The organism is Marinomonas pontica (assembly GCF_026191375.1).
GTDB classification, from domain to species: domain Bacteria; phylum Pseudomonadota; class Gammaproteobacteria; order Pseudomonadales; family Marinomonadaceae; genus Marinomonas; species Marinomonas pontica.
This window is the reverse complement of sequence record NZ_JAODTL010000038.1, coordinates 19,595-34,959: the sequence shown is the minus strand read 5'-3', so window position 1 is coordinate 34,959 and position 15,365 is coordinate 19,595. Positions and strand designations below refer to the sequence as shown.

Sequence of the window (15,365 nt, the reverse complement as noted above, 5' to 3'; positions counted from 1 at the left end):
ACCCTCCCCTAACCCTCCCCTTCAAAGATACAAGGGGAGAGAATGTCTAGCTCCTCCCCTTGCCAAGGAGGAGGCTGGGAGGGGTTAAGCACTCAAAGCATCATGTAATATATTCTCAACCTGCTCTTTACTAATGCCTTTACCGATAAATACCAGCTGGGTTTTACGCACCTCTTCAGGCTGCCACAAGCGATCAAAATAACGGTCTAAACGCGTTCCTACAGCCTGAAATACTTGGCGCATCGGTTTGCCATGTACTGCCGCAAACCCTTTTATACGAAAAATATTATGCTCTTCAACCAGCTGAGTGAGGGTTTCTTGCAAAAGGTCAGACTGCACTTCACCCAAGGTAATAACAAAAGAATCAAAGTGGTCATGGGCATGATCGTGGTGCGCGCCGTGAGCATGATGATGATCATGGTGGTTATGCACTTCGTCGATTCGACTTTCCGTTGCAGCATCAATGCCTAGCAACATATCAAGTGCGGCTTCTCCATTTTCGATGTACACGGTTTTCACCGTATTTGGCACTTCATGACTGATAATGTCTTGCACTCGTGCTCTCTCTTCGTCGTTCAATAGATCATTTTTACTGACAACAACTAGATCTGCTGCACTCAACTGATCGTCTAACAGCTCTTGCAAGCTTGGGTCATGGTCTAGACTCTCGTCCGCTTGGCGCTGTGCCTGAACTTTGTCTTCATCATGAGCAAAACGCCCTGCGGCTACAGCAGGACCATCGACCACAGTGATTACCGCATCAACGGTGCAATACTCTTTGATACCTGGCCAGTTAAACGCTTGTACCAAAGGCTTTGGCAACGCCAATCCACTGGTTTCAATTAAAATATGGTCTATGTCATCTCTGCGCGCCACCAGCTGTTCCATCACCGGTAAGAACTCTTCTTCTACCGTACAGCAAATACACCCATTTGCTAATTCATAGAAACCATCATCACCGCGTTGTCCAGTCGCTTCCTGACCTTCATCCGGGCAATCCAATGGACAAGAGCGCAGTAGCTCTGAGTCAATGTCTAGCTCACCAAATTCATTAACGATAACCGCAATGCGCTTTCCAGCAGCTTGCTTCAAAACGTTTGAAAGCAAGGTCGTTTTTCCGCTTCCTAAAAAACCAGTCACTATGGTGGTGGGGATTTTATTTAATTGCATGATTTAGTCCTTGTTGTCCGTGGCGATACAGACTGTGTCGCTTGTTGTTTTTTTATGTATCGGTCGAAAGATGTGCGCTTGCCCTTTGTCGTATAAATAAGAGTCAGCGAAATCTTCTGTATCTAATACTTTACCAACCAAAATGAGACTGGTTCGTGTGAATTTTTTCTCACGTACTTTTGCCACAATATCCGACAAAGTACCCACCACATAATCTTGGTCTGGCCAGCTGGTGCGATAACACACCGCCACAGGGCAATCAGCGCCATAATGTGGGATAAGTTCATCTACAATTTTGTGGATACGCGTCACCCCAAGGTGAATTGCTAAGGTCGCACCACTTTGAGCAAGCGCAGGTAAACGCTCACGCTCAGGGAAAGGAGTTTTGCCTTCGTATCTCGTCATAATCACCGTCTGAGAAACGCCAGACAAGGTCAATTCTTTTCTTAGCATAGCGGCGGAAGCCGCAACGGCACTAACCCCTGGAATCACTTCGTAATCTATATCTAATGCTTCCAATCGACGAATCTGTTCACCGATCGCGCCATACAGCGCGGGGTCTCCGCACTGCAAACGCGCAACGTCTTTGCCTTCTTGCGCCGCTTTTTCTATCACCGCGGTGGTTTCGTCTAAATTCATTTCCGCTGTGTCATAAATGGCTTCAGCAGAACCGCGAACACTGTCTATCACCTGAGGAGGAATCAATGAACCTGCGTACAAAACAATAGGACAACGTTCCATTGTTTTGACGGCTTTGATTGTCATCAAGTCTGGGTCACCTGGGCCGGCGCCAATAAAATAAACCGTCATATTGTGTCTCTTAATCGTATTAACATCTTGATTAACTAAAGTTTTTTTGAGTAACCACGTGGCGTATAAATCCACTGTTTCTCACCATTCACTATGTGTTTCGTATCCGAGTTACCAACACTCACCATGGTAAACATGTCCACGTCTTTTGCGTCTAATTTTCCCAGTGTTGTAAAAGTAATCTCTTCTTCTGGGCGTGTCAGTTGACGGCCAATCATGACTGGCGTGCTGACAGGACGGTATTGCAATAGGACATCACGCGCGTGGTTAAGTTGCCAATCACGTTTTTTCGACACGGGGTTGTAAAAAGACACAACAAAGTCGCCTGCGCCACAGGCATGCAAGCGCTTATCGATGGTTTCCCATGGCGTTAAAAGATCAGAAAGTGAAATGGTACAAAAATCGTGCCCTAACATGGCACCCACGCGGCTGGCGCCGGCTTGCATTGCTGAAATCCCGGGGATGACTTCAATGTCCACATCGAGCCATTCAGGGTGGTTTTCTTTGCCTTGTAATTGCATGTCCAGCAACTCAAATACTAAGGTTGCCATGGCGTAAATACCAATATCGCCACTGGAAATTAACGCGGTATTTTTGCCTTCTGCTGCAAGATCTAAGGCCAATCGAGCGCGACCAATTTCTTCACCAAGTGGCAAATTGTGGAAAGTTTTTCCTTCGCTCAGTTCGCCAAGCAAATCAAGATAATACCCGTAGGCAACCCAATCGCTGCAAACAGACAATGCTGCGGTTGCATTAGGGGCAACCAAACCCAAATCACCTGGGCCCATGCCCATGACAAATAGCTTACTCATACGTTCTCTACAATGGAATCATGCGCCCTAAGGCGCGAATGAAGCCATTGTACACGTATTGCAAATGTGACGGGATGAAAACACCACGATTTAAGGTGAACGCCCTTCAGGTGATCTAATTTGAAAGCTATTTAAGAGTCAACTCGAACAAGGTGACATTGAGTTTTTACGACACCTTGCTCAATTTCGGCTTCATCACCATGAATCCAAAATGACAAACCTTCCCCTAGATAAAAAGCACCAGAAGCACTGATGGCATGTGTCAGATGGTAGTTTTTATCCTTCCAGTTTACTTGGGCATTTTCTGCATGGAACAACACAGTTAAAAGCGTGTTGTTGCAAAGGTATTCAGCCGAGTTGGTTTGAGAAATATCTTCCATCTCATCACTTTCATTAAGATGTGTGGTGTCTTTATGAACCGAACTGCATGCCGCTAAGCCAAAAACAGACAGACCAATCAACACTCGATGCACAAATGTCTTGTGTATATTCACCATGTAAGACTCCATTCCAGACTAATATTCCAAGCTATTCGTTATAAACAGCGCGCTATTGTAACAAAACATTAAAATCTCTTAATAGTAATTTTATATCCAGCTAGACAAAAAGCACTACTAGAACCACCCCATTCTTGGTTACTTTTTGTTATCCATAAAATTGTCACAAAGTCACCACAGTTGAGGAAGGCAGACACTTTGACAGCCACCGGCAAAAACGAGTATATTTCGTCTGTCGGATGTATCCGACTTCGTTCTCGGGGCGGGGTGAAATTCCCCACCGGCGGTAAAGACCCTGTTTTAATCACAGTCTAAGCCCGCGAGCGCCTACAAGAAGTCTTTCTTTTAGGGTCAGCAGATCTGGTGTGAATCCAGAGCCGACGGTTACAGTCCGGATGATAGAGAGCGCGTCAGACAAAACCTCTAATGATGGTGCCTATTTTAGGCTCATCACGTTAAGGTATGCCATTTTATCGTGGTATATTTGCCTGCCCGTTCGCCCTGATTCACCTTAGATTTTTAGGATTAACACATGAATCAGAGCTCAACGAATAACACTGAATTTACTCCAGCAACAAAACGCATTGCGATTCTGCATGCTTCTTGGCATACAGACATCGTTTTAAATTGCGTTGAAGGCTTCACAAAAGAACTCGTTTCTCGCGGCTACGATGCGTCTTTGATCGACATCATTCCCGTTCCTGGCGGATATGAAATTCCATTACAAGCCAAACTACTGGCAAAGAGCGGTCAATATTCCGCGATTGCTGGTACAGCCTTGGTTGTAGATGGCGGCATCTACCGTCATGACTTTGTTGCTCAGGCAATTTGCAATGCATTAATGCAAGTTCAATTGGAAACAGAAGTTCCGGTTCTTACGGCGGTGCTGACACCTCATAATTTCCATGAACACGACGAGCATAAAGACTACTTTAGTCGTCATTTTGTTAAGAAAGGCATCGAATTGGCTAACGCGTGCGATCAAACCATTCGTTTGACCGAAAAAGCCAAGCAAATGCTTTAAGCCTTTGATTTAACACGTTTCAACGTAAAACGCCTCGCATTATTTACCCTGCGAGGCGTTTTTTTAGCAATTAAACGAAGCGGCGCTTGCTTAGCGAATCGTACAACACGCTTTTTTGCCCAACTTCGTCACACAAATTCAACATATCATCAATAAAGAAGCCCAAAGCGCGTTGCTCTATTTTTTCAATGCCACGCTGTTGCTGCTCCGATAAATTCGCATACTTTGATGCGGCACCAAAATCTCCAAACAAGATATGACCATCTTGATTGATCAAAGTATTGTGTGCATAGAAATCACCATGGCTGACTTTTCTCTCACAAAAATGCGCCACCAGCCGATCCGCCTGCTCGATAACATAAGCGATTTTTTCAATCGAGAACTCTTGCTCGTTCACAAACGTATCTCGGGTGCACGAGCCCAGACTCGGCGGTTGACCTAAATTTGTATAATGAGCAGGGATCAGCTCCATCACCAAAGCCGAACAGTTGGGCTCTGAGACTTTCGCCAAAGGCTGAACCAAATTGCTGTGACTTCCAACGGCCAAACACGCATCCAGCTCATCTTCTGGGTAGCCGTCACTGGTCACCTCACCTTTAAAAACTTTGACTGCCACAGAATCGGAAAAATCAAATCGGTTATGATGCCAGGTTGCCCATGAAATAACCCCTGACGCGCCTTGACCTAACACTTGGTGCAACGTCAAATCCGAAAAAGATACCGTTTTAAATTCATTATGCGGGTCACGCTCAGCGCAAAATGGGTTGCCCGAAAACGCCAACCAAGCTAAACGTGGCAAATGCAATAAGACATCTGGAAAAGCCTTAAGCTGATTGGCCGACAGCCGAACTAACTCCAATTTTTGGCAATTAACAAGAGAGTCAGGCAGCGCCGTTAAACGGTTTCCTGCCAACGCTAGCTTTTGCAAACGAGCTAAGCGTCCAACATCTTCGGGAAGATATTCAATTTTGTTATCAGTCAAAATCAGCCAACGGGTCAACGCGGGTAATGAATTAGAAGACACCGACATGATTTTATTGCTTTTGAAGCCGATCATTTCCAGCTGCGCACACTCGCCTAACACGGCGGGCAAATGCGTAAATTGGTTATTGGAGCAAAAGAGAATACGCAGTTTTTTGAGTCGAGATAAATCCGCAGGCAAAGAGCTTAGGTTATTATTCGATAAATCCAATATTTCTAAGCTATCGACAAGGTCAAAAATAGCGTCTGGAAACGTCGTTAACTCTTCAGACAGCTGCAGACGGACCACCCCTTTTAGCTCTCCACGATTCAGTTGATCAAGTGTGTGCAAAATAGTAAATCTTCTTAACAAAATAGGATGGCGGCCATTATAGCGAATGTAACAAGGCAAATGTCTACGTTACCGGCGAATAATGTTGGATAAGCAAAGTCAGAACTTCGTCCATTTTAGGCTTTAAAATGAAAAACTTAGCCGCCTTTTATGTTGTTTTTATCACGCTTATTTTGAAAGTCTTTCAACACAATAGACAATGCTTCTACGGCAACCTCGGGCTCAACTTCGTGTTCTTCCAATAGCTCAATCAAATCAACAGCAAGTTTAATGTGATCTGGCGCAGACTCTAAAGACATAGTAACCCCATATTCAAAATGACAGCCTCTGTATGTAAAAATGGACGAAAGTGGCAATGAAAAGTCACCGCAGATGTCTATACTAGCCTTGACCTAACTGGAAAATCCAATCACCTAATTCCACCGTTTAGGATAAGACATACAGAACTTTAAACAAGCCCACATTTAATGAGGTTATCGTGATTACAAATGAATTTTGGCTAGATCGTTGGAAAACGGGCCGCATCGGTTTTCATATGGAAGGCGTAAACCCTAAGCTCGTAGAATTTTGGCCCACATTGCCTAAAAGCAGCCACGTTCTGGTGCCTTTGTGCGGTAAATCCAATGACATGATCTGGCTCGCAGAACAAGGCTATCAGGTGACAGGCGTTGAGCTTTCGTCTTTGGCTGTCGTGCAATTTTTGGGGGATAACGACTTCAGCTATGACACTCACCAAGAGGGTGAATTAAAGATTCATACCGTCCATGATTTGCCTCTGCGCATTGTCGAAGGCGACTATTTTCAATTTAACGAAAGCCACTTCGATGCCTGCTATGATCGCGCTGCCATGGTCGCCATGCCAGACTCAAAACGCGCCGAATATGTGCGTCATACACTTGACCGATTGTCCCCTTCAGCCTGGGTACTGCTCATCTCATTGTACTATGATGGTGAGAACCAAGGGCCGCCTTTTTCTGTTGAGGAACACAGCATCACATCCATGTGGGGAGAAAAAATTCACAAAATCGTCGCCGAAAATTTGGCGCCAACCCACCCACAATACAAAGAGAAAGGACACTCTGTTTTTGAAGAAAGTGTTTGGCGCATTCAGCCATGAATAAGAAAGCGGTAAGGTACACAGATTACACTGTCTACCCTTACCATTTTCTGGGATAATACGGCACAATTTTTCACCGATAATCCATGTATCCTCGTGATCGCAGCGCGTATTGCATCCGATACCAAGAGTAGACAATGATCAAACGACATAAAACCGCCAAACAACTTTTCTCTTACCCATTGTATTGGGCAGAATGTTACGGCGTTTCTCCATTCCTACCCACCACCCGAGAGGAAATGGACGCTCTTGGCTGGGACAGCTGTGATGTGATCATAGTGTCAGGAGATGCTTATGTGGACCACCCAAGCTTTGGCATGGCGGTATTAGGTCGATTGCTTGAAGCTCAAGGGTATCGCGTTGGTATTATCGACCAACCAGATTGGCGCAATACAGACGACTTTATGCGTCTTGGACGGCCTAATCTGTATTTCGGTGTCACGGCAGGCAACATGGATTCGTTGATCAATCGTTACACCGCCGATTTAAAAGTACGCAATGACGACGCATACACGCCATACGGTGTGGGTGGGAAACGCCCCGATCGCGCGGTCATTGTTTATTCTCAGCGCTGCAAAGAAGCTTTCCAAGATGTTCCGGTTATGATTGGTGGAATTGAAGCCAGCCTACGCCGCATCGCACAATACGATTACTGGAGTGACGAAGTTCGCCGCTCGGTGTTGATCGATTCCACCGCCGACATTTTGCTTTACGGTAATGCGGAACGGGCTATGATCGAAGTAACCCACCAAATGGCGATGGGCAAAACCTTAGACGAACTCACCGACATTCGTGGTACGACCATTGTGCGTAACGCGCCGCCAGGTGGCTTCACTGAAATCGATTCAACTCGGGTAGATTGGCCTGGCAAAGTAGACCAAATCTACAGCCCATATGAATACATCCCAGAGGGTAAGTGCCAAACTAAAGACGAAGAAGAATCGGACGTCATGCCCATTCGCGTTATTCCTGCGCCTTTACGTCGTGGCGAGAAACTCGATCCAGAGAAAACCTACATTCGCTTACCTTCTTTCGAAAAAGTCTCCAAAGACCCTGTCTTGTATGCACACACATCGCGTATTTTACATCTTGAATCAAACCCCCATAACGCGCGTGCGCTGATTCAAAAACACGGTAAAAAAGAAATCTGGGTAAACCCGCCGCCAATTCCACTCGAAACACCTGAGATGGATGGCGTCTTCGATTTACCTTATGCCCGAGTGCCGCACCCAAAATACAAAAAAGCCCGCATTCCTGCTTATGACATGATAAAAACATCGATCAACATCATGCGCGGCTGTTTTGGAGGCTGTACATTTTGCTCCATCACCGAACACGAAGGTCGCGTCATTCAGTCCCGTTCACACGAATCTATTTTGAACGAAATTGAAGATATTAAAGCGAAAGTACCTGGATTCACTGGACACATTTCCGATCTAGGTGGCCCTACATCTAACATGTACACCCTGAACTGTAACGACGATGAAGTTCAAGCGTCATGCCGCAAACTGTCTTGCGTCTATCCAACCATCTGCTCTAACTTAAACACCGATCACAGCCCAACGACGGAACTGTATCGTAAGACCCGCGCAATAGAAGGTATTCACACTGTGTCTATTGCCTCTGGTTTACGTTATGACTTGGCGGTGGAAGACCCAGAATACGTTCGTGAACTTGTTACACACCACGTTGGCGGCCTATTAAAAATTGCGCCTGAGCACTCAGAGCAAGGCACATTATCGAAAATGATGAAGCCAGGCATGGGGACGTACGACCGCTTCAAACGGATGTTCGACAAATATTCCAAAGAAGCGGGGAAAAAGCAGCATTTAATTCCGTACTTTATCGCCGCTCACCCAGGAAGCTCAGACGAAGACATGCTGAACCTCGCGGTATGGTTAAAAACTCATGATTTTAAACCAGACCAAGTACAAACCTTTTACCCGTCACCGATGTCATTGGCCACCGCCATGTATCATTCGGGCAAAAACCCGCTGAAGCCGGTAACGTACAAGAGTGAAGACGTATACACCCCTAAAGACGCCAAACAGCGTACCGTACAAAAAGGGTTTTTACGCTATCACGATGCCAGCAATTGGCAAGATTTACGCAACACCCTAATTAAAATGGGGCGTGCTGACCTGATCGGCCATGGCGACAACAAATTAGTACCTGCGGAAGAAAAAGACAAACAGATTCACCGACGCCCTCAAAAAGCCAAACCTGGCCAAGCAACCGGTGCTTCTCATTCTTCAAACCGGCCAACTCTTGAGAAAAATACGGCAGCAGAGAAAGCTCGCCGAAAAACCAATAATGAGGCTAAACATTCAGCGGGACGCTCTAATAGTGGCACAGCGCCTTCAGCGAAGCGCCGTAAGCCAAAGGTTAAGTCTCGCCAATAACTTAACTGTATAGGCTAAGACAATAAGCCCAAAAAAAGCACGCCATCGTTTTAACATGGCGTGCTTTTTTGTTGTTGAACATCCGTTCTTTACTTTAAGGCGAGCAACTCACGATGGCGTCGACGGCAAACAATCACCAATTCCACGGCTGAGATTAAAATCAAAGTGTAACCTAGGGTCTCAATACCCTCTTCCACTATATTTTTTACGATGCGCATATACGAATCGCCCATTACCGCTTGCCAAAATGACGCTCTACCCATGAGTCTGGAAAAGGCCAAAATGGCCACAAAACCCGCTAAAAAAGTACCGAAGCTTGACTGTTGTGAATACGCCTTTAGCGAGGCATATATTGACGAAAACCGCCCCCATAAAAAAACAATGACACAAACAAAAATAAGGCCCACTAGAGCTTGCCAAGCCCCATCAAACACATAGTTATCTAACAGAGAATCGGACTCTCGAACGAACATCATCGCCAATAAAGCCGCCAATAGTGTCGACGCTATATTCAGTTGTGCGTCCTTTCTCGCGACATAAAGAAACAATAAGCAACTCAGAAAAGACATCATATCTTGCAAGTGTTCTGTAAGAGAATGCTCACTGTATTCTGCAACAGAACCCGACTGATAGCCTTCTAAGGAAATAAGCTGCGCAACAACAGCGACAGTAAAAAGGTAAATAACACTACGAAGAATGAACATGAAAAACCTCAACATTTGATGCTGAGATTTTAATGAAAAAAAGTGTAATAACGACTTAACGGAATGAAATGACACCGTCATTTCTTATTGTGTGCTGACCTAATGCAACTTATACAAAAAATAGCATGAATCCATGATTTAAGACGATTTATAGTCAATTAAACTCAGTGAAGCTTCACTGTCCATTAGCTCATCCTGCATGCTTTCAACATGCCCTGCCACTTCATCAGGAGAAGTAAAGTGAGCAATATGGTACATAGCATCGCCTTCTTGCACTAATGGAATATTTTGCTTACCGATAATAATACCGCCATTTTTGCACAATACTTTATCCAAGATATCGCCATAAGGGTCTTTTATTTCAGCCAGAACATCGCCTGTTTCAACCAAATCACCCAGCTCTTTGATGTGTGTGGTAAAACCACTGTCCGTAGCCCTAATCCAACTACTACTGCGAGCAATCCTTGGTTCAGACAGTGACTTTTTGCTGCGCGATTTAGGCAACATACTCAGGTGCCTCATCACCCCAACAATCCCTTTTACGCCTGCTCTTATTGATAGCTCATCAAACCGTAAGGCTTCTCCTGCTTCATAGAGTATTACCTTGGCACCAACGTCATTCGCGCACTCACGTAATGAGCCATCACGAAGGTTAGAGTTCATCAGTACAGGCACCCCAAACGCCTTGGCAATTGACAATGTTTCAGGGTCATCCAAATTTGCTCTTACTTGCGGTAAATTCGTGCGGTGTAAACTTCCGGTGTGTAAGTCTATGCCGTAATCTGCCTTAGCAACGATTTCACTCAAAAAACGATCCGCAACGCGCCCTGCTAAGGAGCCTCGTTTAGAGCCGGGAAAAGAACGGTTTAAATCGCGGCGGTCAGGCAAGTAACGACTTTGGCTCAACACGCCATACCCATTAACAATGGGCACAGCGATCAAAGTCCCTTTCAGGTTTTCAAGGTATTTACTTTGAATAATACGGCTAATAATCTCGATGCCATTTAACTCATCACCATGAATAGCAGCACTAATAAACAAGGTCGGCCCTGAGCGCTTACCACGCTTTACAAACACAGGCATCGACATGTTAGTGTCGGTATACAACTTCACCATTGGTAGTTTAATGCGAGCTGTACCACCCAATGGGATGTCGACACCGCCAATGGTTAAAGTTGATTTGCCCATTAGCCTTTTCCTTTCGTCTTTGTGCTACTTTGCAACGCGGTTTTTTCGATATGTTGAATAATCATCGAAGCCACATCCTTTCCTGTTGCGGATTCAATTCCTTCCAGACCAGGCGAAGAATTCACTTCCATAATCAATGGGCCATGATTAGACCTTAAAATATCAACACCACACATGTTTAGGCCCATCACTTTCGCAGCCTCTACCGCCGTACGGCGCTCTTCTGGTGATAATCTAATTAACGATGCCGTGCCACCACGGTGAAGGTTTGAGCGAAACTCTCCTTCAGCACCTTGACGTTTCATTGCCGCGATCACTTTACCGCCCACCACAAGACAACGTATGTCTGCGCCACCTGCCTCTTTAATGTATTCCTGCACCAAAATATTGGCTTTTAGCCCCATAAAGGCTTCGATAATAGATTCCGCTGTTTTATTGGATTCAGCCAGAACCACGCCAATTCCTTGCGTTCCTTCTAATAATTTAATAACAACTGGGGCTCCGCCGACGTTTTTCAACAAGTCGCCGATCTTATCCGGATGGTGTGCGAAACCTGTTTTAGGCAAGCCAAGCCCTTTACGAGACATCAATTGCAAGGATCTTAACTTATCACGAGAACGGCTAATGGCGACCGATTCATTGATGCTGTACGTCCCCATCATTTCAAACTGTCGGACCACCGCCGTTCCATAAAACGTGACGGAAGCACCTATTCTAGGAATAACCGCATCGTATTTAGGCAGAGGTTTACCATCATAACGAACGGAAGGGTTGCTGCTTGTAATGTCCATATAGCAGTGCATCGTGTCAATTACATCCACCTCATGGCCAAGCTTTTCACCAGCCTCAACCAAACGACGAGTGGAATAAAGTCGAGGATTACGAGAGAGAATTGCGATTTTCATAGATGTCCTTTGAACAAAAAAAGAAAGCAAACGCAAAAACGATGCTTAGAAAATAAGGCGCATATTTAAAGGTTAACGCCATTGGCGCGAGAATAGTGAATAACCTTATATTTAGAAAGAGATTTCATTCATTTTACATAAAAAAATCTCCAAGTCCCCATGTAAAACACAGGCACTCAGAGATTCTTAGACACTCTTATAAAAAATAGTTGTTATTTCTTAGGAGCGAACGGGTTCTCAGAAGATTTGAACTCGAAAATAATTGGCGTACCCGTGATGTTTAACACGGTTCTGAACTTATTCTCTAGATAACGCTTATAGCTACCTGGCAATGAATCTGTCTGATTACCATGCACAACAATACGCGGCGGGTTAGATCCACCTTGGTGCGCGTAACGTAATTTAATTCGACGGCTATTAACCATTGGTGGCTGATGCTCAGCCACAGAGTCTTCAAGAATACGAGTCAAACGGTTGGTCGACCACTTCGCATAACAAGATTCATACGTACTTTCTATCGTATCGTACAAGTCACCAACACCTGTACCGTGCAAGGCCGAGATGTAATGCACCTTAGCATAAGGAACAAAACCCAAACGACGTTCAACCTCACTCTTAATGTGCTCACGATCGTCTTTCTTCAAACCATCCCATTTATTAATGGCAATGATTACGCCGCGACCCGCATCCAACACATAACCAATCATATGAAGATCTTGTTCAACCAAATCCTCATGGGAGTCGATGACCACAATAACCACATTGGCGTCTTGGATAGCCTGCAAAGTCTTAACAATAGAAAACTTCTCAACCGCTTCTTTTACATGCTTACGACGACGAATCCCTGCGGTATCAATAAGTGTGTATTCTTTATCGTGACGAACATAAGGAATGTAAACACTGTCTCGTGTCGTACCAGGCATGTCATATACCACAACACGATCTTCGCCCAACATTCGGTTTACCAATGTAGATTTCCCCACATTCGGACGACCGACCACCCCAATACGAATACCACGCGATTCAAGGTTAATTTGATTCTTCGCTTCTTCGACACGCTCGGCATACGGCAACATTACCTTGTCAATCAAGATATGTACGCCTTTACCATGAGAAGCTGCGATAGGGTGAAGTTCACCCATACCCAAAGAATAAAAATCCGCTAACGCGATGTCTTCGTTAATACCGTCCGTCTTATTTACAACAAGAGAAACCGGCTTATTGGAACGACGTAAGTGATTCGCAATCATTTCATCGGCTGGGTTCAATCCATGACGTCCATCCACCAAAAACAAAACGGCATCCGCTTCTTCTATTGCCAGCAAAGACTGGCGAGCCATTTTTTCGTCAATACCTTGTTCATCACCACTGATACCGCCAGTATCAATAACAATAAATTCATGCTCACCAAGCTTTCCATCACCGTATTTACGGTCACGAGTTAAGCCTGGGTAATCGGCAACCAAAGCATCACGAGATCTCGTCAACTGATTGAAAAGCGTTGATTTGCCAACATTGGGTCTACCTACCAATGCAATAACTGGAATCATTTTTTTACCTATAAAAATACAAAGTGGCCACCATCTCCATAGGGGGATGGCAGCCGCTTCTAAAATTCGCTACAAAAATCAGAATCGATTTCAGTAGCTCAATGCCGTCACATTAGCGTTCGGCGTTAAAAGAAATAATTGCTTATCTTTTGCTACCATACGACTACCAGATGGAACACTATTATCCGCTAATCGATGCGCAGCCACTTCACCTGTTACCAAGTCAAGCAAATGAACATAGCCGCCACGATCCATCACAGCAACATAGTCTCTAAAAAATTCTGGCGTAATCAAATCTCGTTCAATAAGATCTGAGTTTTCCCATATCTCGGTGCCATTTTTTGCGTTCAAAGCAACCACTTTGCTCTTCATATCAACCGCAACCAATAGCTCCCCTTTGACGGCTACCCCTACGGAACTAGAGATACTACGCTGCCAAAGTGGACGACCATTCTCAATAGAAAGTGCGACTAAGGTGCCGTTATATGCAACCGCATAAACCACCCCATTTGCGACAACCAATCGACCATCAATATCGCTTAACCGCTCTATTTCGTAACGCCCTTCTGGCTTGCCAACTTCATAGGACCAAACTAGACTGCCCGTTTGAAGGTCATACGCTTTCAACTTGCCATCCGCAAAACCTGCAATGACCTTGCCATTTGCAATAATAGGCGCGCTTGTACCACGAACAGTCAATGAAGGCAAATCTTCTTTTGCTCGCCATTGAGTATCACCTGTACTGGCATCCAATACGCTCAGCCATCCATCGGCCGTCTGAATCGCTAATTTGCCGGCCGCGTAGGCTGACTCAGACAAGACTTCAGAACTAAGCGTCTTCTCCCACAAGATGGACTTGCTCGACATTGACGCAGCTACTAACTGAGCATCATAAGTACCAAAATACAAAACGTCATCATGACGAGTCACACCAGAGCTTGCTCTGTAAATGGTCTCAAAGGCGTCATTTTCTTTACCATCCTCCTGATTAAGTTCGTACAGCGTTCCCTTATCAGTGACAAAGAAAAGAGAACCGTCTTCTGCCACAAGATTAAAACGCTCGCTCGATTCGCCGAAATTACTGTCGACGCCAGAGCGCCACGACTTTGACAAATCCACTTTATTCTCTAAAGACGGAAGATCTGGCAATGCAGGACGAGAGTTAGAACACCCTTGAAGCACAAGTGTGGCACACACTATGATGAACAGAGACGACTTACGCATAGTTATCCCTTCACCAAATCCTTCAGTTTTATATCAAGCAATGGATGATTGACACCGACACCTAAAGCATCGCTGGCTTTTTGATACGCCAATCGAGCCTCATCACGCTTTCCTTGCTGTATATAAATATCGCCTATTAACTCTTGTTTTTGCGCATCAAACTCTTGCTCAGTCACTTTTTCAGCACGAGCCAAGGCACCACTGAAATCGTCTTTTTGCAGCATCAGTTGCGCAATTCGCAAATCAGCAATGGCAATAAAAGAAGCGTCTTCTGTTTTACCTATAGCATTTTCTAGATCAGTAATTGCTTGATCATACTGGCCTTTTTCAGCATCGACTCGAGCTAAAAATAATTGCCCAAACATAGCATAACCCGTATCGCCATAATCCTCAGACAATTGCTTGGCAATAAAGGTAACTGTTTTTTGATTATTCTCATCACTTAAATCTGCGGCTGCCTGAACCAAGTTTTGATACAGTGCAGACGCTTCACTGGTGTAATTCGCTTGACTTGTTTTCCAAGCCTGCCAGCCGAAATAACCACCGACAGCAATAGCGACAGCAGCAACGGTCATCAGACCATTTTTCTTCCACCAAGATTTAAATGCTTCAATTTGTTCTTCTTCAGTCTTTAGTTCAGACACTTTCTT

The 15,365-nt window shown here is 44.9% G+C and carries 15 protein-coding genes and 1 riboswitch; of the genes, 3 read left to right on the top strand and 12 right to left on the bottom strand.

What is annotated here, in order from left to right; all coding sequences use genetic code 11:
* Positions 1-84: 84 nt before the first annotated feature.
* The 4 genes from cobW to N5P32_RS09295 form a co-directional block, all read right to left on the bottom strand.
* Entirely contained in the window at positions 85-1,170 is a 1,086-nt protein-coding gene (gene cobW / locus N5P32_RS09310) for a cobalamin biosynthesis protein CobW (protein ID WP_265728812.1), read from the bottom strand.
* A gap of 3 nt (positions 1,171-1,173) precedes the next feature.
* Positions 1,174-1,980: a precorrin-4 C(11)-methyltransferase gene (cobM, locus tag N5P32_RS09305; RefSeq protein ID WP_265728811.1), complete on the bottom strand. Its 807-nt coding sequence runs from the start codon at positions 1,978-1,980 to the stop codon at positions 1,174-1,176.
* A gap of 35 nt (positions 1,981-2,015) precedes the next feature.
* Positions 2,016-2,792, bottom strand: coding sequence for a precorrin-3B C(17)-methyltransferase (gene cobJ, locus N5P32_RS09300; protein WP_265728810.1), 777 nt, complete (start codon positions 2,790-2,792; stop codon positions 2,016-2,018).
* Positions 2,793-2,923: 131 nt separating this feature from the next.
* A complete protein-coding gene (locus N5P32_RS09295) occupies positions 2,924-3,289 on the bottom strand; it encodes an MliC family protein (protein WP_265728809.1) in 366 nt (121 codons plus the stop codon).
* A gap of 249 nt (positions 3,290-3,538) precedes the next feature.
* Positions 3,539-3,700, top strand: a riboswitch (FMN riboswitch).
* A 121-nt stretch (positions 3,701-3,821) separates the two neighbouring features.
* Between N5P32_RS09295 and N5P32_RS09290 the strand changes: the two genes are divergently transcribed.
* The gene (locus N5P32_RS09290) at positions 3,822-4,313 is read left to right on the top strand and encodes a 6,7-dimethyl-8-ribityllumazine synthase (RefSeq protein ID WP_265728808.1); all 492 of its coding nucleotides are present in this window, start codon (positions 3,822-3,824) and stop codon (positions 4,311-4,313) included.
* 70 nt (positions 4,314-4,383) lie between these two features.
* Here the strand turns inward: N5P32_RS09290 and N5P32_RS09285 are convergent, their stop codons facing one another.
* Positions 4,384-5,625 (bottom strand): leucine-rich repeat-containing protein kinase family protein, encoded by a 1,242-nt coding sequence (locus N5P32_RS09285; RefSeq protein WP_265728807.1) that lies wholly within the window; start codon positions 5,623-5,625, stop codon positions 4,384-4,386.
* 137 nt (positions 5,626-5,762) lie between these two features.
* Complete coding sequence (rsmS, locus tag N5P32_RS09280) at positions 5,763-5,924, bottom strand: pleiotropic regulatory protein RsmS (protein ID WP_265728806.1); 162 nt, start codon at positions 5,922-5,924, stop codon at positions 5,763-5,765.
* Between the two features lie 179 nt (positions 5,925-6,103).
* Between rsmS and N5P32_RS09275 the strand changes: the two genes are divergently transcribed.
* Entirely contained in the window at positions 6,104-6,742 is a 639-nt protein-coding gene (locus tag N5P32_RS09275) for a class I SAM-dependent methyltransferase (protein ID WP_265728805.1), read from the top strand.
* A gap of 137 nt (positions 6,743-6,879) precedes the next feature.
* Positions 6,880-9,144 (top strand): YgiQ family radical SAM protein, encoded by a 2,265-nt coding sequence (locus N5P32_RS09270; RefSeq protein WP_265728804.1) that lies wholly within the window; start codon positions 6,880-6,882, stop codon positions 9,142-9,144.
* Positions 9,145-9,233: 89 nt separating this feature from the next.
* On the opposite strand, the gene N5P32_RS09265 is transcribed toward N5P32_RS09270, so the two are convergent.
* From N5P32_RS09265 to N5P32_RS09240, 6 genes are all read right to left on the bottom strand, one after another.
* Positions 9,234-9,848: a hypothetical protein gene (locus N5P32_RS09265; protein ID WP_265728803.1), complete on the bottom strand. Its 615-nt coding sequence runs from the start codon at positions 9,846-9,848 to the stop codon at positions 9,234-9,236.
* 138 nt (positions 9,849-9,986) lie between these two features.
* On the bottom strand, positions 9,987-11,036 hold the full coding sequence (locus N5P32_RS09260) for a succinylglutamate desuccinylase/aspartoacylase family protein (RefSeq protein ID WP_265728802.1): 1,050 nt from the start codon (positions 11,034-11,036) through the stop codon (positions 9,987-9,989).
* On the bottom strand, positions 11,036-11,941 hold the full coding sequence (gene rimK / locus N5P32_RS09255; protein WP_265728801.1) for a 30S ribosomal protein S6--L-glutamate ligase: 906 nt from the start codon (positions 11,939-11,941) through the stop codon (positions 11,036-11,038). Before rimK ends, N5P32_RS09260 begins: the two co-directional genes overlap by 1 nt.
* A 212-nt stretch (positions 11,942-12,153) precedes the next feature.
* A complete protein-coding gene (der, locus tag N5P32_RS09250) occupies positions 12,154-13,491 on the bottom strand; it encodes a ribosome biogenesis GTPase Der (protein WP_265728800.1) in 1,338 nt (445 codons plus the stop codon).
* A gap of 90 nt (positions 13,492-13,581) precedes the next feature.
* Positions 13,582-14,715 (bottom strand): outer membrane protein assembly factor BamB, encoded by a 1,134-nt coding sequence (bamB, locus tag N5P32_RS09245; protein WP_265728799.1) that lies wholly within the window; start codon positions 14,713-14,715, stop codon positions 13,582-13,584.
* A 2-nt stretch (positions 14,716-14,717) separates the two neighbouring features.
* Positions 14,718-15,359 carry a YfgM family protein gene (locus tag N5P32_RS09240; RefSeq protein WP_265728798.1) on the bottom strand — a complete coding sequence of 214 codons (642 nt, stop codon included), beginning with the start codon at positions 15,357-15,359 and terminating at the stop codon, positions 14,718-14,720.
* Positions 15,360-15,365: the final 6 nt, after the last annotated feature.

Bases quoted from the DNA above. Each gene is read 5' to 3' on its own strand.
- cobW (WP_265728812.1), bottom strand. From the start codon at position 1,170: ATGCAATTAAATAAAATCCCCACCACCATAGTGACTGGTTTTTTAGGA.
- cobM (WP_265728811.1), bottom strand. From the start codon at position 1,980: ATGACGGTTTATTTTATTGGCGCCGGCCCAGGTGACCCAGACTTGATG.
- cobJ (WP_265728810.1), bottom strand. From the start codon at position 2,792: ATGAGTAAGCTATTTGTCATGGGCATGGGCCCAGGTGATTTGGGTTTG.
- N5P32_RS09295 (WP_265728809.1), bottom strand. From the start codon at position 3,289: ATGGTGAATATACACAAGACATTTGTGCATCGAGTGTTGATTGGTCTG.
- N5P32_RS09290 (WP_265728808.1), top strand. From the start codon at position 3,822: ATGAATCAGAGCTCAACGAATAACACTGAATTTACTCCAGCAACAAAA.
- rsmS (WP_265728806.1), bottom strand. From the start codon at position 5,924: ATGTCTTTAGAGTCTGCGCCAGATCACATTAAACTTGCTGTTGATTTG.
- N5P32_RS09270 (WP_265728804.1), top strand. From the start codon at position 6,880: ATGATCAAACGACATAAAACCGCCAAACAACTTTTCTCTTACCCATTG.
- N5P32_RS09265 (WP_265728803.1), bottom strand. From the start codon at position 9,848: ATGTTCATTCTTCGTAGTGTTATTTACCTTTTTACTGTCGCTGTTGTT.
- N5P32_RS09260 (WP_265728802.1), bottom strand. From the start codon at position 11,036: ATGGGCAAATCAACTTTAACCATTGGCGGTGTCGACATCCCATTGGGT.
- rimK (WP_265728801.1), bottom strand. From the start codon at position 11,941: ATGAAAATCGCAATTCTCTCTCGTAATCCTCGACTTTATTCCACTCGT.
- der (WP_265728800.1), bottom strand. From the start codon at position 13,491: ATGATTCCAGTTATTGCATTGGTAGGTAGACCCAATGTTGGCAAATCA.
- bamB (WP_265728799.1), bottom strand. From the start codon at position 14,715: ATGCGTAAGTCGTCTCTGTTCATCATAGTGTGTGCCACACTTGTGCTT.